We start from the raw sequence: 17739 nt of genomic DNA, 5'->3' as shown, positions 1-17739 counted from the left end.
CCACGGGTATAAACTCGGGACAGTTTGAAGCCTGAGCAAGGAAGGTCAGTTTTCAGATGACACTGCGCATATCAGGAAAACACATGGATATCGGCGATGCGTTCCGTACGCGCATCAACGACCGTGTCGGAGAAGTGATCGGCAAATATTTCGATCGGGGCTTTTCAGGGCAAATCGTCGTCGTCAAATCGGGGTCGCGCTACACGGCCGATTGCATGATCAGGCTGGATTCCGGCGCTTCGCTGCAGGCGACCGGCGAAGCCCAGGATCCGACGCTTGCTTTCGAGGCCGCGGCGGATCGCTTTGAAACCCGCCTTCGGCGCTACAAGCGTCGGCTGAAGTCGCACAATTCAGGCAACGCCAATGGCGAACCAACCGACATCGCTTATACGGTGATGGCGCCGCTTGCCGACGACGATGAGGACATACCGGAGAATTTTGCGCCGGCCATCGTCGCCGAATCAACCATGACGCTGCGGACCATGTCGGTGGCATCAGCCGTGATCGAACTCGATGCCAAGGACAGCCCGGTCCTCGTCTTCCGCAATGCCGGAAACGAGCATCTCAACATCGTCTATCGCCGGCCGGACGGAAATATCGGCTGGATCGATCCGTCTACGACCAAGGTCGCGCAGGGATGACGACCCAGGTCGCACAGAGATGACGGCCAAGGCCGCACTGGGATAAGGAACCAGCCGCACGCGTGAGCGAGGGCTGGCGACGGCAGGCGAACAAGGGATTTCAAGTATGGATCTGAGCGATCTTATCAACGTTCCGGCGATCTTGCCGGCGTTGAAGGCGAACTCCAAGAAGCAACTGCTGCAAATGCTGTCCGAAAGGGCGGCGGCGATTTCCGGCATTCCGGAACGGGAGGTGTTCGACACCATCTTGCAGCGTGAACGGCTGGGCTCGACCGGTGTCGGTAACGGCATCGCCATTCCGCATGGCAAGCTGGCGGGGGTGAAGCGGATCGCCGGCGTTTTCGCCCGGCTGGAGACGCCGGTCGATTTCGAGGCGCTGGACGACCAGCCGGTCGACCTTGTGTTCCTCCTTTTGGCGCCCGAAGGCGCCGGCGCCGACCATCTCAAGGCACTGTCGCGCATCGCGCGGGTGCTGCGCGACGCCGACACGGTGGCCAAGATCAGAGGCACCCGCGACGCCGCAGCGATCCACGCGCTTTTATCGGACACGCAGGCCTCGCACGCGGCCTGAGCTTTTTTGATCAGATCCGTTCAAGGGCCGCCGCGAGCGGCCCTGTCCGTTTCTAACCAGATCACTGTGCCGTAATTAGTGGATGGCGACCGGTGTAAGATCGTTTTCCAGGGCACCTGCCAGCGCCCGGTCACGGGCGTCAGAAAGCAGGATCGGCTGGCCATTGGCGGCAAACAGGGCCCAAAGTTCCAGGCCGGGCGCGATTTCGCCGAGGCCCGGGAAACGGCCGCGCAGATCGTCGCTCGACACTTTCCTGAGATAGGCAACCGAGCCTTCGCCGAGATGGGCGAATTCGCCGCTGGTCATGATGAGATTTTCGTCAGTTCTGGTCATTTCAAGCCTCCTTGGCGCGAGGACGCCGCTCAAGGCCGCCCCGCATGAGAGCCATTAGAGCGCCGTAAGTCCAATTGGACGCACAAAGGACGCTCTAACTCTTTAAGTCTGCTGCATCGTGCTTTCGGAAAATCGGCTCCGATTTTCCGGCCGATGCAGTGGTGAAGATCAGTCTTTCACCGATATGTTTATTTTCCGTACCAGCCGTTCGGACTCGGGCCGATCGAGATCGATCGACAAAAGGCCGTTCTTCAGCTCCGCCGCGATCACCCGCATGCCGTCGGCCAGCACGAAACAGCGCTGGAACTGGCGCGCGGCGATGCCGCGATGAAGAAATTCGCGCTCGGTGTCGTCGTTCTGACGGCCGCGCACGACCAACTGGTTCTCCTCCGTGGTCACATCGAGATCGCTTTCGGCGAAACCGGCGACGGCTAGCGTGATGCGCAGCCTTTCGGCCTTGCCGTCGGCGCCGCTGAGGCGCTCGATGTTGTAGGGAGGGTAACTGTCACCCGACTTCGCCAGACGCTCCAGGGTCTTTTCCATCGCGTCGAAGCCCAGGAGAAGCGGGCTGGAAAAGGGCGTCATTCGGCTCATGTTACACTGTCCTCTCAAGAGCGACATAAAGTGGAAAAACCCGGATGGCATTTTTCCCGATGGTCTTGATATGGTCCGCCGCGCGGTCAAGTTCAAGCCGTCAAAAGCCCCGCCCAAAAAGACTACCCAAACAAGGAATTGAAATGCCCCAATCCCGCAAGATCATCATCGACACGGATCCCGGCCAGGATGATGCCGTCGCCATATTGCTGGCGCTTGGCAGCGCCGAGCTGGAAATCGTCGGCATGACCGCCGTCGCCGGCAACGTGCCGCTGAGGCTGACCGAAAAGAATGCACGCAAGATCTGCGAACTGGCCGGCAGGCCAGACATCAAGGTCTATGCCGGCGCCATCCGGCCGCTGGCGCGTGAACTGGTTACCGCCGAGGAAGTGCATGGCGAGACCGGCCTCAACGGACCGCAATTGCCCGAACCAACAATGAAACTGCAGGACCAGTACGCGGTCGATTTCATCGTCGAGACGCTGATGAAGGAAGAGCGCGGCACGATCACGCTCTGCGCGCTCGGACCGCTCACCAACATTGCGCTGGCGCTGATCCGCGAGCCGAAGATCGCGCCGCGCATCAAGGAAATCGTGCTGATGGGCGGCGGCTTCTTCGAAGGCGGCAATGTCACGCCGACCGCCGAATTCAACATCTATGTCGACCCGCATGCTGCCAATGTCGTGTTCAAATCAGGCATTCCGATCGTCATGATGCCGCTCGACGTTACCCACAAGGCGCTGACCACGGCCAAGCGCACCCAAGCCTTCCGCAAGCTCGGCACCAGGGTCGCCACGGCCACGGCGGAGATGCTGGAGTTCTTCGAGCGCTTCGACGAGGAGAAATACGGCACCGATGGCGGACCGCTGCACGACCCCTGCGTCATCGCTTATCTGTTGAAGCCGGAGCTGTTCAGCGGCCGCAACTGCAACGTCACCGTGGAAACCGCCTCGGAGCTCACCATGGGCATGACCGTGATCGACTGGTGGGGCGTGACCAAGCGGCCGAAGAACGCCATGGTGATGCGCGACATCGACCATGATGCGTTTTTCGCGCTCTTGCTGGAAAGGCTGGGGCGGCTGTGAAAGCTCCCTTCTACCCCGTTCACAGGGAGAATGTCCCGGCAGGGGGATGAGGGCAGCGCACCCGTCGGTATTTTTGCTTGCAACCTTGGAGCGGCCCTCACCCGGTCGCTGCGTGACCACCCTCTCCCCCGTAAACGGGGGCGAGGGAAGGGCTCACTTCGCCTTTGAAAACGCCAGCCACAACCCGCCGCCGACCAGGAAACTGCCGCTGATCCGCGACAGCAGCTTGACGCGGCTGGCCGAGAGCAGGCGCCCGGCGCGGCCGGCGGCGAGCGCGTAGGTCGAATCCGACACGGCGGCGAAGATCATGGCGGTGAGACCCATGACGCCGATCTGCAGCGCGTAATTGCCTTCAGGGGCGATGAACTGCGGAAAGAAGGCGCCGAAAAACACCAGCGTCTTGGGATTGCTGACCGCTACCAGCAGGCCCTGCAGAAAAAAACCGCCGCGCGGTGTTTTCGCCGACCCGTCGGCATTCAGCTTGCCCTTGGAGCGGAACATCTGCACGCCCATCCAGATCAGATAGGCAGCGCCGATCAGTCTGACCCATTCGAACCAATGGCCCATTCCCGCGATCAGCGAAGTCAATCCGATGCCGACAATGGCGATCATGATCGCCAGCCCGGCCTGCGTGCCGGCGACGTTGGCGAGGCCGGCGCGGGAGCCATGGCGGATGCTGTTGGCGATGATCAGCGTGACCGTCGGTCCAGGCACCAGGATGATGACGATGCAGGCAACGACATAGGTAGCGTAGAGTTCCAGCGACATGGTTTTCCTCGACAGTAGGCGGCTTGCGACGCGGCCGACCGTGATCAATGCATGACAGCAACGCCGGTGCAAGCCGGCAGCCTATGTCGTTGGCAGCCTTGATCTGGATTTAGGCTCCGGCCTGCCACGGCAGTGTCGTCTCATAAGCCGCCGCCGCTTTCAGCACGGTCATGTCGCCGCGCGGCTGCCCGATCAATTGCATGCCCATCGGCCTGCCTCTGTTATCGAAGCCCGCCGGGACATTGACCGCCGGGCAGCCGCCCAGCGTGGCGAACGCTGAAACCTGCATCCAGCGGTGATAGCTGTCCATGGCACGCCCGGCTACTTGCGTCGGCCAGTGGGTGGAGACCTCGAACGGGAAGACCTGCGCGGTCGGCAGCGCGACGAGATCGAAACGGTCGAAGAGCGACAGCAGCAGTCGATGCCAGGACGAGCGCCTCACCGTGGCGACGTGGATCTGCGGCGCCGTGAGGCGCAGCGCATGTTCCACCTCCCACACGGCTTCCGGCTTCAGAAGTCTGCGTTTCAAGGGATCGTCGTAATGCGCCTTGAGCGCACAACCGCTGCTCGCCTGGCGCAGCGTCACAAAGGCCTGCCACAGCGCTTCGAAGTCGAAATCCGGCACCAGCGCTTCGGCCTGAAAGGATATGTCAGCGAATCGGCCGAGAGCGGCCTCGCAAAGATCAAGAATGCCGGGTTCCACCGGCAGATGGCCACCGAGATCGCCGAGCCAGGCAATGCGCCCGCCAGTCGCCGGGGTTTGCAGCCCTTGCAGAAACGAACCATGCTTGTGATGCGACAGCGGCGCGCGGGGATCGTAGCCGGCTTGCTCGTCGAGCAGCAACGCCATGTCGCGCACGCTGCGGCCCATCGGTCCTTCGACGCCCATTTGTGCGTGAAAGACGTCAAGCTCGGGGCCGGCCGGGACGAGTCCCTGCGACGGACGAAAGCCATAGACATTGTTGTAGGCGGCCGGGTTGCGCAGCGAGCCGCCAAAATCGCTGCCATCGGCGACAGGAAGCATGTGGAGCGCCAGTGCGACGGCAGCGCCGCCGCTCGATCCGCCGGCGGTCAAGGCCGGGTCGAACGCGTTGAGCGTCGGGCCGAACACGGTGTTGTAGGTGTTGGAGCCAAGCCCGAATTCGGGAACGTTGGTCTTGCCGATGATAATGGCGCCGGCCTTCCGGACGCGTTCGACGAAAAAATCATCCTCTTGGGGAACGAAATCGGCGAAGATTGGCGAGCCGAAGCTGGTCCTGAGGCCCTTGGTCTGCGCGAGATCCTTGATGGCGATCGGCAGGCCGAACAGGAGGCCGGCGTCCCCCGCATGCGCCAGATGCGCGTCTGCCTGGTCAGCCTCGTGCAAGATGTCGGCACGGCCGCGCAGCGAGACGATAGCGTTGACCAGCGGGTTCACTGCGTCGATCCGGTCGAGGAATGCCGTCACCACCTCGCGTACGGAAAGCTGACGGCGCCGGATCGCGCCGGCAAGGTCCACGGCGGACAGGCGGCAGATGTCACCGGCAGGCGGCACGGCGTGTTTCGTGGCAGGACGCATGGGCTCTACCTAGCTGGCGGATTTTTGTAGCGCCGCGTCGACTTCTCTGGCCAGCGGGATCGCCGGCTGGGCACCGGGCTTCAGGCAGGCGAGCGAGCCGGCAGCGGCGGCGCGGGCGAGCGCCTGATCGAGCGGCAGGCCGGATGACAGTCCGGCGGCGAAATACCCGCAAAACGTGTCGCCGGCGCCGACCGTGTCGACAGGGGTGATCTTCAGCGCCGGAACCATCAGAAGATCGGCTGGCGTGGCAGCCAGGACGCCGTCACCGCCGAGCGTGACGACGATTGTGCGGCCGGTCTTGCCGGCGTAGTCGCGCATTCGTGCCGGGCGATCGCGACCGCTCAGCGACAGCGCCTCGCCATAGAGGTCGAATTCCGTTTCGTTGGCGACGACATGGTCGGCCTTGCCGAGGAAAGCGGCCGCCTCTGCGCGGAACGGTGCCGTGTTGAGCACGGTGATCGCGCCTGCCGCCCCTGCCGCGTCCAGTGCGGCATCGACGGTCTGCAGCGGGATCTCCTGCTGCAAGAGCACGACATCGCCCTTTTTCATGAAAGCCTTGGAAAGGTCGCCCGTCACAACCGAATCATTGGCACCCGGCACCACGGCAATGACGTTCTCGCCGTCGTCGGCGACCATGATCAATGCCGTGCCGGTCGAGGCGAAGGTTTCACCGACACCGGACAGGTCGATCTTGCCGTCCCGCAGCAGCGCCAGCGCTTCGGTGGCGAAGTTGTCCTTGCCGACCGCGCCGACCATGCGCACCTTGGCGCCGGCGCGCGCGGCAGCCAGCGCCTGGTTGGCGCCCTTGCCGCCGGGAGCGGTGGTAAAGCCGGAGCCGCGCACCGTCTCGCCCGGTGCGGGCAAGCGGTCGACATTGGCGATAAGGTCGAGATTGATCGAGCCGACAACGATAATCAAGGAAGGCCTCCTGCTGATGGGCGGGAAGCTAGCCCGGAAGGCGGTTGCTTGCCAGAGCGAACGGTCATTTCGCGGATTAACGAAAAACACCGGCGAAAGCGTCTCGCCGGTGTCGCAAGGTCCATTGGGTATCAGCGCACGCTGTGAACTATTTCAAGGCGCGACCTGTCCCGCTTCCCAGCCAAGGATGGCGCGTTTGCGAGTCAGGCCCCAATGGTAACCGGTGAGCGCGCCGGACTTGCCGAGAGCCCGGTGACACGGCACCACGAACGACATCGGATTGGCGCCGACTGCGGCACCCACCGCCCGGCTGGCGCTCGGTGCGCCGATGCGGGCGGCGATCGAGGAATAGGTGCAGGCTTTGCCCATCGGGATGCGCAGCAGGGCTTCCCAGACGCGGACCTGGAAATCGGTGCCGATCATGACGACGCGCAACGGCTGGTCGGCGCGCCACAACGCCGGATCGAAGATTCGTGCGGCATAAGGCGCCGTCGCGGCCATGTCCTCGACATAGTCTGCGTTCGGCCAGCGGCTGGACATGTCGGCGAAGGCCGCACGCTCGCCGCCGGCATCGCTGAAGGCGAGGCCGGCAAGGCCACGATCAGTGACCATGATCAGGGCGATGCCGAAAGGCGAGATGTGATAGCCGTAGCGGATCGTCAGTCCGGCGCCGCGCGTCTTGTAGTCGCCCGGCGACATCGCTTCATGGGTGACGAAGAGGTCATGCAACCGGCCAGGGCCTGACATGCCGACCTCGAAAGAAGCCTCGAGCAGCGGCATGCCGGAATCGAGCAGTTTGCGCGCGTGGTCGAGCGTGACGGCCTGCAAGAAGGCCTTGGGCGACAGGCCGGCCCAGCGGGTGAACAGCTTCTGCAGCCCGGTCGGCGTCTCGCCAACCTCCTCGGCCAGTATTTCGAGCGACGGCTGGTCACGGTAGTCAAGGCTGATCTTCTCGATCGCGCGCCGAACAACTTCGTAGTCACCGCCTTCGGGCGTGATGTCTTTCTTCAGAATAGCGGTCTGTGCGTTCATGGGACTGTCTCCTTGACCTGGAATATCGTCCTTCGCGGCGCCGATCACCACCCGAAACCTGCCTTCTGACGGTATGTACCCAGATAGAATTAGCTTCGACGAAGGAGGGTGGCGAAAGGTGCATCCCACCAAGGAGGAGGCGGTGCCGCTGATCACCGTCCATCGCAAGGCACCGGAGAGCCGGTTGCCTCAATCGCTGCTGAAAGATCATTTCGCGGACGAGGCGGTTCGCTCACATCTAGCGCGCCTTCGCAGTCGCCAGTGCCCTTGAAAAAGCGGTGGCAAAGCTCTCGCGGTCGTCTGGATTAAGGAAGCCGCCGATCGGCACATTCTGGCCTTGCGCTTCAACCGCCATCCTGGTGATGCCGATCTCGGCGTGGCGGGCGACCGAAAAACGCGCCCAGAACGGGTTGAAGCGATGCGCTTCCAATTTACCTGACGGCGCCGTCTTGCGGATGTCGAGACTGGTGCGCGAGACCGACACCTCCTCGCGGGCGCGGGCGGCACGATAGTTGGCGCGAAAGGCGATGTAGACGGCGATGACGTCGAGACCGAGGAAGCCGAACACCGGCCAGGCGCCACGCGACAGGAAAAACGCTCCGGTCACCAACGAGCCGAACAGCAGAGCGCCCATCAGGATGGCAAAGCCGGTCTTGCCCAGCGACCGATGTGGCGTCAGCAACGCCTCGAAGAATGGCTCGTCAGCCTGAAATGAGGCGTTTGTATCGCTCATGGCGGGATATTATAGGAAGGGGATGGCGAACCCCAAGTCCAAAAATTCCTCCACACCCAAAAACGACCTCCCCCGCGGCCGACGCGACGGCTCAACTGCCAAGCCGCGTGCCCGGCCGGTGCGGTCGCTCTACAGCCCGGCCGAGGTGCACGAGATTTTCCGACGGTTTTCCGTTCAGCGGCCCGAGCCGAAGGGCGAACTCGAACATATCAACGCCTTCACGCTGCTGGTGGCAGTGGTGCTTTCGGCACAGGCGACCGATGTCGGCGTCAACAAGGCGACCCGGGCGCTGTTCAAGGTGGCCGACACGCCGCAAAAGATGCTGGCGCTCGGCGAGGCCAAGGTCGGCGACTATATCCGTACCATCGGGCTTTGGCGCAACAAGGCCAAGAACGTCATCGCGCTGTCGGAAGCGCTGATCCGCGATCATGGCGGCGAAGTGCCTGATGACCGCGATCAACTGGTCAAGCTGCCGGGCGTCGGACGCAAGACCGCCAATGTCGTGCTCAACATGGCCTTCGGCCAGCATACGATGGCGGTCGACACACACATTTTCCGCATCGGCAACCGGCTCGGGCTGGCGCCCGGCAAGACGCCGGAACAGGTCGAGCAGGGGCTGTTGAGGATCATTCCGGACGAATATATGCGCCACGCCCATCACTGGCTGATCCTGCATGGGCGCTATGTCTGCAAGGCGCGCAAGCCGGATTGTCCGCTCTGCGTCATCGCCGATATCTGCAAGGCTGACGAAAAGACGAATGATGTGCCGGCGCCGCTGGTCGAGATTGCGCCGCTCGAACCGGTAGGCGAAATTCAGTAGCCGTAACCGCGCGCCATCGCCGCCGCGAAGACCGGGATCAGCAGGAAGATCGACGCCTCGGCGCGAACATAAGTTCGAACCGACGCGAGTTGCGCGGCCGGCACCTGAAAACCGGGGCTGGCCGAGGCCTGGCTGCTCCAGGAGCCGAAGCGGACGGTCGGGATGATCGACAGCAGGCCGACCATGACGAAGGCTGCCATCTTTGCCCAGAACACCCAGTTGTAGACGTAGAATTCCCAGCCCTTCAGGCCGTAGATGACGCGGGCGATACCGATGATGACGATCAACATGGCGATGATGCCGTAATGGCGGTCGATGCCGACAAGCCGCCGGAGCGTCGCGGCGGGCAGATCGCCGCGGATCAGGACAAATTCGGCGCCGATGATGCCTGCCAGTGAAAACACCAGCAGATGATGAAAGATGGCAAGCAGAAGGTCGGTGGTATCCATGCCCTTTTCCCTCCGTTGGACGGCACAGCGGACGCTGAATCAGCTGCTGGTGAAAAGTAGCATCGCTGGACAGGATTCACATTGGGCTGGAAGATGATCTGCACAGGCTTTGGCTCTTGTCTGGTGCAGACAATTTGGATCTCTGTCGCATATCGCTGTCCCCAAAACCACCGAGCACTGGGCACACAGGCAACCGCAACCGAGGCATGACACATGGGTAATCCGCAGGCGCTCGTCGCTCCCGTCATCGAAACGCCGCGCACCGTGCTGCGGCCGCATCGGCTCGATGATTTCGACGCCTATGGCGCCATGTGGGCCGATCCGGCCGTCACCCGCTTCATCGGCGGCAAGCCGCGGACGCGAGAGGAAAGCTGGATGCGCTTCTTGCGCCATTCGGGCTTGTGGTCGCTGCTAGGCTACGGCTTCTGGGCGATCGAGGATAAGGCATCCGGCCGCTTCATCGGCGAGGCCGGCTTTCACGACCTGAAGCGCGATATGGTGCCGTCAATCGAAGGCGTTCCGGAAGCTGGTTGGGCACTCATCCCGGCTGCCCACGGAATGGGTTTCGCCAGCGAGGTCGTCGGAAGGGTTCTCGCCTGGGGCGACGAAGCATTCGGGCGCGCAAGGACCGTCTGCATCATCGATCCGGAAAACACCGGTTCGCGGAACGTCGCGGCAAAATGTGGTTACAAGGAAGTGCTGCGAACCACTTACCACGACACCGCCACGATCCTGCTGGAACGGCTGCCTTGAGGGTGCTTCCTGTCATCCCGTCGTTCTGGCTGCCGTTCTGGTCAGGCCGAATCGAGGTTTTCTGAACCTTCCGTTTCGGTACCGGCTTTACGAGCCGTCTGTTCGAGCATCGAGGCGTCTTGGCCGAAAGCGCGGGTGGCACGCGCGGCCGCCTCGATCAGCGGATTTTTCATGCGCTGGAGAAAGGCCGCGTCGACGCGTGTGCTCGGGCCGGACAGCGTCAATGCACCGAGCAGGGTCTGCCCCGGCCCGAACACCGGTGCCGAGACGCCCGCCGTCTCGGGGTCGCGATCGCCGACCGACAAACAGTGATAGGTTTCGCGGATCGTCTCGTAAGGCTCTCCCTGCTGACCTGAAAACGCCGCAAGCACGCGGCCGCCCGAACCGGCCAGCAAGGGCAGCACGTCGCCTTCCCGTATGGTGTAGCGGATGGCATGCTTGGACTCTACGCGGTAGAGACAGGTACGCACGTCGCCCGAGCGGACATAGAAAGCGACACTTTCCCAGCTTCGGTCGGCCAGGTCGCGCATGATCGGCAGCAGGATATCGATCGCCACGACCGAACGCTGGTACAGGGCGCCCAATCGGAAGGCGGCAGGGCCGACACGGTAGCGGCCGTCATCGAGGCGCTCCAGCAGCTGCCCGCGCAATAATGAGTTCGCCAGCCTCAGGATGGTGCTCTTGTAGAGTCCGGTTCGTGCCGCGATTTCGGCCAGGCTGAGCGATCGATCAGCGGTGGCGAAAGCATCGAGGATGGCGATCGCACGATCCAGCGCTGCAACACCGTCGGTCGAGGCAGGCTTGGGTTGTGTCACGGCCATCTGCTTGACCACGTCGTTCCGTTCTCCGTTGGACAGAAAGCGCCGATCGAAACAATGTGCCGCATGCGGATAGTTCTGTCTAGTAGAATGGCGTTCCTGTTGACAGAACGATGCAAAGACTGCATGAATTTTTGTCGAGCGGGTCTGAATTCAGGCTACGTTGCTAGCAGGCACCAGAGGAGGTGTCGTGATTGGAGGAATCCCATGCTGAACAGACGCAGATTTCTAATGAGCACCGCTGCTGCCGGCGCAGCCGGTTTCGCAGCGTTGCATCTCTCGCCCGCATTCGCGCAGGATGCGCCGCAGATTCAGATCTTCGTGCCTGCTGCGCCCGGCGGCGGCTGGGACCAGACCGCGCGCACGATGGACCAGGTGCTGCGCAGCGAGAAACTGATCTCCGGTTCTCAGATCACCAATGTCGGCGGCGCCGGCGGCACAGTCGGCCTGCCGCAGTTCATCAGCCAATGGAACGGCAAGGGCAATTCGCTGATGGTGGCCGGCATGGTCATGGTTGGCGCCATCATCGCTAACAAATCGGCCAACAATCTCACTGAAGTCACGCCGATCGCCCGCCTCACCGGCGAGTTCGAGGCGCTTGTGGTGCCGGCGGCCTCGCCGTTCAAGACAGCGGCGGATTTCGTCGCGGCCCTCAAAGCCGATCCGACCAAGGTCCCGGTGGCCGGCGGTTCGGCCGGCGGTTCGGACCACATATTGTTCGGTCTTATCGCGAAGACGGCCGGTGTTCCGGCAGCCAATCTCTCCTACGTGCCGTTCGCCGGCGGCGGCGAGGCGCTGTCGGCGCTGCTCGGCAATCAGGTCGCGGCCGGCATCTCCGGCTTTGGCGAGTTCTCAGAACAGGTCAAGGCAGGCGCGCTTCGGCTGCTCGCCATTTCCTCGGACAAGCGCCAGGAAGGCATCGACGCGCCGACGCTGAAGGAAGCCGGCATTGATGTCGAACTGTTCAACTGGCGCGGCGTCTTTGCACCGCCGGGCGTTTCGGACGCCGACAAGGCGGCGATGGTCACGCTGGTCGAGACCATGGCCAAAAGCGATGCCTGGGCCACCGAATGCAAAAACCGCAATTGGACCCAAATCCTGCTCACCGGCGATGACTATGCAAAATTTCTCGCCGAAGACACGACCCGGATCACGGCCATCCTCAAGGATCTCGGCCTTGCCTGATACCCTAGGAAGGGGTGGCCTGCGCCACCCCTTTCCGATGATCGCCAGCCGCATGGACATACGATCCAGCGCGGGTGAAACTGCGATGAGGCCGGCTGCGGGAACCGGCTTTGAGGGAGGACGATCATGAGCACCAGCGACCAGCAGGCGGAGCGGCCGCGCCTTGCAGTGCCCGAATTGCTGATCGGCATCGGGCTTCTCGCCTGCGCCGGCGCCGTGGCGTGGCAGACACTGTCGATTCCGGTGTCGCCTCTCTACTCCAAGGTCGGCCCGACCGTCTTCCCCTACATCACCATGGTCGGCATGATAGTCCTTTCCCTCCTGCTGATCGTCGCCGCCCTGCGAGGCGGCTGGCAGCCGGAGGAAGAAAGGGAAACGCCGACCGACTGGAAGGCGATGGGTATCGTCTCCACTGGATTGGTCGCGAATCTTGTGCTGATCCAACCGCTTGGCTTCACCGCGGCCTCGGTGGTCATGTTCGTTCTCATCTGCCATGGTTTCGGCAGCAGACATCCGCTGCGTGACGTGCTGCTCGGCCTGGTCCTGGCGCTTGCCGCCTATTTCGGCTTCGCCAGGGCGCTCGGCGTCAATATCGGCGCCGGCATCGTCGAGAACCAGCTGAACACGGTCCTCGATTCGATTATCCGTATGTTGAGGGCCTGAAACCATGGAAACGCTTGGCCATCTCGCGCATGGATTTTCGGTCGCTTTTACGCCGGTCAACCTCATGTGGTGCCTGCTCGGCACGACGCTGGGGACAGCGATCGGCGTGCTGCCCGGCCTCGGACCTGCGCTGACCATCGCGCTGCTTTTGCCGATCACCTATCAAGTGGCGCCGGAAGCGTCCTTCATCCTGTTTGCCGGCATCTATTACGGCGCGATGTATGGCGGTTCAACGACATCGATCCTGCTCAATACGCCGGGCGAAAGTGCTACCATCGTCACGGCGCTGGAAGGCAACAGAATGGCCCGTTCCGGACGTGGCGGCGCTGCACTTGCCACCTCGGCGATCGGTTCCTTCGTCGCCGGCACGCTCGGCACATTGGGGGTCGCCTTCCTGGCACCGGTCGTGGTCAAATTCGCGCTGTCTTTCGGCCCGGCCGAATATTTTTCGCTGATGGTGCTGGCCTTCATCACGGTTTCGGCGGTGCTCGGCTCGTCGTCGGTGCGCGGCCTCACCAGCCTGTTCGTCGGCTTCGTCATCGGCCTGATCGGCGTCGACCTGCAGACCGGCCAGCCGCGCTTCACCTTCGGCATGAGCCAATTGCTCGACGGCGTCGACGTGATCGTCGTTGCTGTCGGCCTCTTTGCGGTCGGCGAGACGCTGTACATGGCCTCGCGCCGCTATGCCGGCAAGGATGAGATCGTGCCGCTGAGGGGATCGCTCTACATGACGGCGGCCGAATGGGCACGCTCGTGGAAGGCCTGGCTGCGCGGTGCCCTGCTCGGCTTCCCGATCGGCGCCCTGCCGGCCGGCGGCGCCGAGATCCCGACCTTCCTGTCCTATGCGATCGAGAAGAAGCTCTCCAAACACAAGGAGGAGTTCGGCACGGTCGGCGCCATCGAAGGCGTTGCCGGTCCCGAGGCCGCCAACAACGCGTCGGCCGCCGGCGTGCTGGTGCCGATGCTGACGCTCGGCCTGCCGACCTCGGCGACGGCCGCGATCATGCTGTCGGCCTTCCAGAGCTATGGCATCAATCCCGGGCCGATGCTGTTCATGACGCAGGCCAATCTGGTCTGGGGGCTGATCGCCAGCCTGTTCATCGCCAATATCATCCTCGTCATCCTCAACCTGCCGCTGATCGGTCTGTGGGTGCGGCTGCTGAAAATCCCGGCACCGCAGCTCTATGCCGGCATCCTGGTGTTCGCCACGGTCGGCACTTACGGCATTTCGCAGTCGCCGACCGACCTCGTCATACTTTATCTACTCGGCGGGGCCGGATTCCTGATGCGGCGCTTCGATTTTCCGACGGCGCCGGTCATCATCGGCATGATTCTCTGGCCGCTTGCCGAAACGCAGTTTCGCCGGGCGATGACCATCTCGAACGGCGACTGGTCGGTGTTCTACAAGCATCCGCTGTCGCTGACGCTGCTGACGCTGGCGTTCATCGGGCTGATTGGGCCGCATATCTGGACCTACATCGAGCGCAGGCGCACGCGTGGGCCGGAGCATGTGCCGGGCGATGCCTGACCTGTTTGTGACATCATGACCGATCTGCTGTCCGGTATCCGCGTCCTCGACCTGACCAATGTCCTGGCTGGCCCTTATTGCGCCTATCAGTTGGGGTTGCTCGGGGCCGACGTGATCAAGGTCGAAGCGCCGCAGGGTGGTGATCTGGCGCGCCAGCTCGGCGGCTCGCCGGAACTCAACAGCGCTGGGATGGGCGCTTCGTTCCTGGCGCAGAACGCCGGCAAACGATCGGTGGTGCTCGATCTCAAAAAAGAGGCCGATCGCGAACGCTTCCTCGATCTGGTCGCCTCCGCCGACGCGCTGGTCGAGAATTTTCGGCCGGGGGTGATGGGCCGGCTGGGGCTCGGCTATAAGAGGCTGAAAGAGGTCCGCCCCAGCCTTGTCTATTGCGCGATTTCGGGCTTCGGCCAAACCGGGCCGATGCGCGACAATCCGGCCTACGACCAGATCATCCAAGGCCTTTCCGGAATCATGAGCATCACCGGCACGCCGGAGACCGCGCCGCTGCGTGTCGGCTATCCCGTCGCCGACACGCTGGGTGGGCTGGTCGGGGCGTTTGCCATCGCTGCGGCACTTGTGAAGCAGAAGACGACAGGCGAGGGCGCTTTCCTCGACGTGTCGATGCTCGAATCCACGCTTTCTGCGCTGGGTTGGCCGGTTTCCAACTATCTGACTGCTGATGTCGAGCCGCAGCCGATGGGTAATGAGAACATGACGGCTGCACCTTCCGGATCGTTTCGCACCGGCGACGGTCTGCTCAACATCGCCGCCAACAAGCAGGAGCAGTTCGTCACGCTTTGCCGGCTGATCGGGCTGCCCGGCCTGGCGTCGGACCCGCGCTTTGCAGAGCGCGAAACGCGCAAGCGCAATCGCATCGCCTTGAAGGCGCTGATCGAGGACGCCCTGGCGAGTGGCTCGGCCGCGACCTGGGAGGAGACGCTCAATCGGGCAGGCGTGCCGGCGGGCAGGGTGCTGACGATCCCGCAGGTGCTGGCCGAGCAGCAAGTGATCGGGCGCGACATGACCACCCGTTTCGATGGCATGCCGAACATCGACCGGCCGCTGACCGTCGTGCGCGGCGGGTTCATGGTCGATGGCGCAGCACCCTTGCCGACCAAGCCGCCGCCAAGATTGGGCGAACATATGGACGAGGTATTCGCCAGCCTGCCGCCCCGGGCAAAAAAGAGAGCGCAGGCATGAGCGACACGAGACCATGAGCAACGTTGGGAAAAAAACCGGCCGCGAGCGTGGCGAGGAATGGTGGCAGACCGATATCATCGAAATGCGCCCCGGCGTGATCCGCCTACGCGGCTATGAGATCCAGGACCTGATCGGCCGCGTCAGCTTTCCGGCGATAATCTGGCTGATGCTGCGCGGCGAACTGCCTGGCGAGGAGCAGGCGGCGCTGTTCGGCATCGCGCTCGGTGCGGCCGTCGACCACGGCCCGCAGGCGCCGTCGATCGCCATCGCCCGCATGGCCGCCACCTGCGGCGTCGGCATCAACAGCGCCATGGCCTCGGCCATCAACGTGCTCGGCGATGTGCATGGCGGCGCCGGCGAGCAGGCGCTTACCTTCTACGGTGAGATCGCCGCGGCATTGGACGCAGGGGCGGCGCTCGCCGATGCCGTAGCGACGCGGCTCGATCGTTTTTTCGCCGAGGAAAAATCCTATGTGCCGGGGTTCGGGCACCGCTTCCACCCGGTCGACCCGCGGGCGCCGCGCCTCATCGAGCTAACCCGCGATTTTGCCGCGCGCGGCGTCGTCAGCGGACGTTTCGCCGACATCGCCGAGGCTGTCGAGGACGAGGTGGCTCGGCGCAAGGGCAAGAAGATCCCGCTCAACATCGACGGCGCCACCGCCGTCATCTATGGCGAGCTCGGCTTTCCGCCGCCGCTGACACGCGGCCTTTTCGTGCTGTCGCGCTCCGTGGGCATCCTGGCGCATGCGTGGGAGCAGTCGCAGCAGAGCGACCGCAACAAGGGGCCGCTGCCGCGCGAATGGTTGTGGGCCTATACCGGCACACCGGTGCGGCCTTTTCCTCAGGGAGACGACGATTCCAAATGAGGCCCTGGTTCAAGCTCGCTAGCGAGCGCAGGTTGGGAAACCTTCAAGTTCTTCAGCAGCGTTGAAAGCTCGGGCTCGTCGATAAGCACTGCTGCGTCTTCCGGCGTCAGCCATGCCCGCTTCCGTCTTTTGGCTTCCTGCCAGTTGGCCAGCTCCTCCGTCACCGCCAGCAGATAGACGGTGACGTCGACGCGGACGAAGCGGTTCGTCAGCCGCTTCCAGTAGGAATAGGTGCCGGCCGACTGCTTCAGCGTCTTGCCGAGGACGCCGGCTTCTTCCCGCGCTTCGATCGTGGCTGCCTTGCGTCCACTCTTGCCCTTCATCGGCCAGCCTTTGGGCACGATAAAGCGCCTTGTCGATATCGAGGTGACCAGCATCACCTCAACGTCCCCATGCTCGCTCAGCCGAAAAGGAATAGCCGCGACCTGACGGACCCGCTCCCCCTTCCTTGCCTTGCGTACGACCTTCTTCTTGGTGGCTGCCATTCCCGATGTTCCAATCAGGCCCGATGATCCAATCAGGGCAGTGCCCAAGCACAAAGGCACGTTGCGAAATCAAAACCGCCTTCGATGCTACTTCAAGTAGAGCGGTGTTCAAGTCTCTAAGTCGGCTAATAAATGAAAAGTACCGGCTCATCAGCGGCAGGTGCTGATAAAGCGGCTGCCCGAGCGCCGCAACTGGCACGTAGGCCGCATCTGCTGCACATCTGGCCGTTGCGGCGCGACCTCGCGATCCTGGGCACGGAACTGCTGTTGCTGCTGCTGATATTGCTGCCGCCGCAGCCTGTTCTCCAGCATCTGCAATTCGCCTGGCAGGACCAGCGCGTTGCGGTTGGCGGGAGTGACGTTCTGCGCCGAGACAGCAGCGCCCGACAGCATTGCTGTTGCCAGCATTGCCGACATGAAGATCGTCGATAGGCGAAGCGTCGACATCTATCCATTCCCGCGCGAAACTGAGCCTCCAATCATATAGGGCGTTTGTCTGGTGATGCCATGGTTAAAGCCTCGCCGAAGCGGAATTGGCGGGTTGAGCTGCCGAACTGAATGCCCGTCGACGCCGGGCTGTGGACATTCGACGCGAAAATCACGCCGCTGCTCAAGGTCGCCACCATTTTGAAGATCAACGCGGTCGCGGTCGATACGGGCCAGCCGATCAGCTTCCCCATCTCGTTGACCGGCTTCAGCGGCGCGCTTGCCCGAACCGCGGAACTCTCGGCAGACTGACT

22 protein-coding genes are annotated in these 17739 nt (G+C 63.1%); 11 read left to right on the top strand and 11 right to left on the bottom strand.

Annotated elements, in window-relative coordinates; genetic code table 11:
- Positions 1–56 precede the first annotated feature (56 nt).
- Together hpf and ptsN are read left to right on the top strand one after the other, a co-directional pair.
- Positions 57–641, top strand: coding sequence for a ribosome hibernation-promoting factor, HPF/YfiA family (gene hpf, locus NKH73_RS20405; RefSeq protein ID WP_352935404.1), 585 nt, complete (start codon positions 57–59; stop codon positions 639–641).
- Between the two features lie 106 nt (positions 642–747).
- Entirely contained in the window at positions 748–1212 is a 465-nt protein-coding gene (gene ptsN / locus NKH73_RS20400; RefSeq protein ID WP_095488401.1) for a PTS IIA-like nitrogen regulatory protein PtsN, read from the top strand.
- A gap of 75 nt (positions 1213–1287) precedes the next feature.
- On the opposite strand, the gene NKH73_RS20395 is transcribed toward ptsN, so the two are convergent.
- Together NKH73_RS20395 and NKH73_RS20390 are read right to left on the bottom strand one after the other, a co-directional pair.
- Positions 1288–1545: a BQ00720 family protein gene (locus NKH73_RS20395; protein WP_258122204.1), complete on the bottom strand. Its 258-nt coding sequence runs from the start codon at positions 1543–1545 to the stop codon at positions 1288–1290.
- A 168-nt stretch (positions 1546–1713) separates the two neighbouring features.
- The gene (locus NKH73_RS20390) at positions 1714–2139 is read right to left on the bottom strand and encodes an Hsp20 family protein (RefSeq protein WP_352935401.1); all 426 of its coding nucleotides are present in this window, start codon (positions 2137–2139) and stop codon (positions 1714–1716) included.
- Between the two features lie 143 nt (positions 2140–2282).
- On the opposite strand from NKH73_RS20390, the gene NKH73_RS20385 reads away from it, so the two are divergent.
- The gene (locus NKH73_RS20385; protein WP_352935398.1) at positions 2283–3224 is read left to right on the top strand and encodes a nucleoside hydrolase; all 942 of its coding nucleotides are present in this window, start codon (positions 2283–2285) and stop codon (positions 3222–3224) included.
- Positions 3225–3377: 153 nt separating this feature from the next.
- Here the strand turns inward: NKH73_RS20385 and NKH73_RS20380 are convergent, their stop codons facing one another.
- The 5 genes from NKH73_RS20380 to NKH73_RS20360 all read right to left on the bottom strand — a co-directional run bounded on the left by NKH73_RS20380 (position 3378) and on the right by NKH73_RS20360 (position 8233).
- Positions 3378–3992: a LysE family translocator gene (locus tag NKH73_RS20380; RefSeq protein WP_352935395.1), complete on the bottom strand. Its 615-nt coding sequence runs from the start codon at positions 3990–3992 to the stop codon at positions 3378–3380.
- Positions 3993–4101: 109 nt separating this feature from the next.
- On the bottom strand, positions 4102–5550 hold the full coding sequence (locus tag NKH73_RS20375; protein WP_352935393.1) for an amidase: 1449 nt from the start codon (positions 5548–5550) through the stop codon (positions 4102–4104).
- 9 nt (positions 5551–5559) lie between these two features.
- Entirely contained in the window at positions 5560–6468 is a 909-nt protein-coding gene (locus tag NKH73_RS20370) for a ribokinase (protein WP_352935391.1), read from the bottom strand.
- 153 nt (positions 6469–6621) lie between these two features.
- Positions 6622–7500 carry a methylated-DNA--[protein]-cysteine S-methyltransferase gene (locus NKH73_RS20365; RefSeq protein ID WP_352935389.1) on the bottom strand — a complete coding sequence of 293 codons (879 nt, stop codon included), beginning with the start codon at positions 7498–7500 and terminating at the stop codon, positions 6622–6624.
- 238 nt (positions 7501–7738) lie between these two features.
- Positions 7739–8233, bottom strand: coding sequence for a DUF2244 domain-containing protein (locus NKH73_RS20360; protein WP_352935386.1), 495 nt, complete (start codon positions 8231–8233; stop codon positions 7739–7741).
- Positions 8234–8255: 22 nt separating this feature from the next.
- Here NKH73_RS20360 and nth point away from each other — a divergent pair, with 22 nt between their 5' ends.
- The gene (gene nth / locus NKH73_RS20355) at positions 8256–9053 is read left to right on the top strand and encodes an endonuclease III (protein ID WP_352935383.1); all 798 of its coding nucleotides are present in this window, start codon (positions 8256–8258) and stop codon (positions 9051–9053) included.
- Here nth and NKH73_RS20350 read toward each other — a convergent pair.
- Positions 9047–9502: a DUF2214 family protein gene (locus tag NKH73_RS20350; RefSeq protein ID WP_352935380.1), complete on the bottom strand. Its 456-nt coding sequence runs from the start codon at positions 9500–9502 to the stop codon at positions 9047–9049. The two genes, nth and NKH73_RS20350, sit on opposite strands and share 7 nt — an antisense overlap.
- 213 nt (positions 9503–9715) lie before the next feature.
- Here NKH73_RS20350 and NKH73_RS20345 point away from each other — a divergent pair, with 213 nt between their 5' ends.
- On the top strand, positions 9716–10255 hold the full coding sequence (locus tag NKH73_RS20345; protein WP_352935377.1) for a GNAT family N-acetyltransferase: 540 nt from the start codon (positions 9716–9718) through the stop codon (positions 10253–10255).
- A 41-nt stretch (positions 10256–10296) separates the two neighbouring features.
- Here the strand turns inward: NKH73_RS20345 and NKH73_RS20340 are convergent, their stop codons facing one another.
- Positions 10297–11076, bottom strand: coding sequence for an IclR family transcriptional regulator (locus NKH73_RS20340; protein WP_502893916.1), 780 nt, complete (start codon positions 11074–11076; stop codon positions 10297–10299).
- A gap of 204 nt (positions 11077–11280) precedes the next feature.
- On the opposite strand from NKH73_RS20340, the gene NKH73_RS20335 reads away from it, so the two are divergent.
- The 5 genes from NKH73_RS20335 (at position 11281) to NKH73_RS20315 (ending at position 16514) form a co-directional block, all read left to right on the top strand.
- Positions 11281–12258 (top strand): Bug family tripartite tricarboxylate transporter substrate binding protein, encoded by a 978-nt coding sequence (locus tag NKH73_RS20335; RefSeq protein ID WP_352935371.1) that lies wholly within the window; start codon positions 11281–11283, stop codon positions 12256–12258.
- 126 nt (positions 12259–12384) lie between these two features.
- A complete protein-coding gene (locus tag NKH73_RS20330) occupies positions 12385–12921 on the top strand; it encodes a tripartite tricarboxylate transporter TctB family protein (protein WP_352935368.1) in 537 nt (178 codons plus the stop codon).
- 4 nt (positions 12922–12925) lie between these two features.
- Entirely contained in the window at positions 12926–14449 is a 1524-nt protein-coding gene (locus NKH73_RS20325; RefSeq protein WP_352935364.1) for a tripartite tricarboxylate transporter permease, read from the top strand.
- 15 nt (positions 14450–14464) lie between these two features.
- A complete protein-coding gene (locus NKH73_RS20320) occupies positions 14465–15649 on the top strand; it encodes a CaiB/BaiF CoA transferase family protein (RefSeq protein WP_352935361.1) in 1185 nt (394 codons plus the stop codon).
- A 13-nt stretch (positions 15650–15662) separates the two neighbouring features.
- The gene (locus NKH73_RS20315; protein ID WP_352935358.1) at positions 15663–16514 is read left to right on the top strand and encodes a citryl-CoA lyase; all 852 of its coding nucleotides are present in this window, start codon (positions 15663–15665) and stop codon (positions 16512–16514) included.
- On the opposite strand, the gene NKH73_RS20310 is transcribed toward NKH73_RS20315, so the two are convergent.
- Together NKH73_RS20310 and NKH73_RS20305 are read right to left on the bottom strand one after the other, a co-directional pair.
- Entirely contained in the window at positions 16490–16999 is a 510-nt protein-coding gene (locus NKH73_RS20310; RefSeq protein WP_352935355.1) for an NUDIX hydrolase, read from the bottom strand. The genes NKH73_RS20315 and NKH73_RS20310 overlap by 25 nt on opposite strands.
- Positions 17000–17149: 150 nt before the next feature.
- On the bottom strand, positions 17150–17446 hold the full coding sequence (locus tag NKH73_RS20305; protein ID WP_352935352.1) for a hypothetical protein: 297 nt from the start codon (positions 17444–17446) through the stop codon (positions 17150–17152).
- A 111-nt stretch (positions 17447–17557) separates the two neighbouring features.
- Here NKH73_RS20305 and NKH73_RS20300 point away from each other — a divergent pair, with 111 nt between their 5' ends.
- Positions 17558–17737, top strand: a complete 180-nt coding sequence (locus NKH73_RS20300; protein ID WP_352935349.1) for an invasion associated locus B family protein — start codon at positions 17558–17560, stop codon at positions 17735–17737.
- Positions 17738–17739 lie beyond the last annotated feature (2 nt).

Source organism: Mesorhizobium sp. M0938 (assembly GCF_040319125.1).
Lineage (GTDB): Bacteria > Pseudomonadota > Alphaproteobacteria > Rhizobiales > Rhizobiaceae > Mesorhizobium > Mesorhizobium robiniae.
Note: the sequence above shows the minus strand (reverse complement) of the source record. Positions and strands in the feature narration are given on the sequence as shown.

What these genes read in the sequence shown, in the direction of transcription:
- NKH73_RS20360 (WP_352935386.1), bottom strand. Translation starts at nt 8,233, where the DNA reads ATGAGCGATACAAACGCCTCATTTCAGGCTGACGAGCCATTCTTCGAG.
- NKH73_RS20305 (WP_352935352.1), bottom strand. Translation starts at nt 17,446, where the DNA reads ATGTCGACGCTTCGCCTATCGACGATCTTCATGTCGGCAATGCTGGCA.
- NKH73_RS20340 (WP_502893916.1), bottom strand. Translation starts at nt 11,076, where the DNA reads ATGGCCGTGACACAACCCAAGCCTGCCTCGACCGACGGTGTTGCAGCG.
- NKH73_RS20375 (WP_352935393.1), bottom strand. Translation starts at nt 5,550, where the DNA reads ATGCGTCCTGCCACGAAACACGCCGTGCCGCCTGCCGGTGACATCTGC.
- NKH73_RS20325 (WP_352935364.1), top strand. Translation starts at nt 12,926, where the DNA reads ATGGAAACGCTTGGCCATCTCGCGCATGGATTTTCGGTCGCTTTTACG.
- hpf (WP_352935404.1), top strand. Translation starts at nt 57, where the DNA reads ATGACACTGCGCATATCAGGAAAACACATGGATATCGGCGATGCGTTC.
- NKH73_RS20385 (WP_352935398.1), top strand. Translation starts at nt 2,283, where the DNA reads ATGCCCCAATCCCGCAAGATCATCATCGACACGGATCCCGGCCAGGAT.
- NKH73_RS20330 (WP_352935368.1), top strand. Translation starts at nt 12,385, where the DNA reads ATGAGCACCAGCGACCAGCAGGCGGAGCGGCCGCGCCTTGCAGTGCCC.
- NKH73_RS20310 (WP_352935355.1), bottom strand. Translation starts at nt 16,999, where the DNA reads ATGGCAGCCACCAAGAAGAAGGTCGTACGCAAGGCAAGGAAGGGGGAG.
- NKH73_RS20350 (WP_352935380.1), bottom strand. Translation starts at nt 9,502, where the DNA reads ATGGATACCACCGACCTTCTGCTTGCCATCTTTCATCATCTGCTGGTG.
- NKH73_RS20335 (WP_352935371.1), top strand. Translation starts at nt 11,281, where the DNA reads ATGCTGAACAGACGCAGATTTCTAATGAGCACCGCTGCTGCCGGCGCA.
- NKH73_RS20320 (WP_352935361.1), top strand. Translation starts at nt 14,465, where the DNA reads ATGACCGATCTGCTGTCCGGTATCCGCGTCCTCGACCTGACCAATGTC.
- NKH73_RS20345 (WP_352935377.1), top strand. Translation starts at nt 9,716, where the DNA reads ATGGGTAATCCGCAGGCGCTCGTCGCTCCCGTCATCGAAACGCCGCGC.
- NKH73_RS20300 (WP_352935349.1), top strand. Translation starts at nt 17,558, where the DNA reads ATGCCCGTCGACGCCGGGCTGTGGACATTCGACGCGAAAATCACGCCG.
- nth (WP_352935383.1), top strand. Translation starts at nt 8,256, where the DNA reads ATGGCGAACCCCAAGTCCAAAAATTCCTCCACACCCAAAAACGACCTC.
- NKH73_RS20395 (WP_258122204.1), bottom strand. Translation starts at nt 1,545, where the DNA reads ATGACCAGAACTGACGAAAATCTCATCATGACCAGCGGCGAATTCGCC.
- ptsN (WP_095488401.1), top strand. Translation starts at nt 748, where the DNA reads ATGGATCTGAGCGATCTTATCAACGTTCCGGCGATCTTGCCGGCGTTG.
- NKH73_RS20390 (WP_352935401.1), bottom strand. Translation starts at nt 2,139, where the DNA reads ATGAGCCGAATGACGCCCTTTTCCAGCCCGCTTCTCCTGGGCTTCGAC.
- NKH73_RS20380 (WP_352935395.1), bottom strand. Translation starts at nt 3,992, where the DNA reads ATGTCGCTGGAACTCTACGCTACCTATGTCGTTGCCTGCATCGTCATC.
- NKH73_RS20365 (WP_352935389.1), bottom strand. Translation starts at nt 7,500, where the DNA reads ATGAACGCACAGACCGCTATTCTGAAGAAAGACATCACGCCCGAAGGC.
- NKH73_RS20315 (WP_352935358.1), top strand. Translation starts at nt 15,663, where the DNA reads ATGAGCAACGTTGGGAAAAAAACCGGCCGCGAGCGTGGCGAGGAATGG.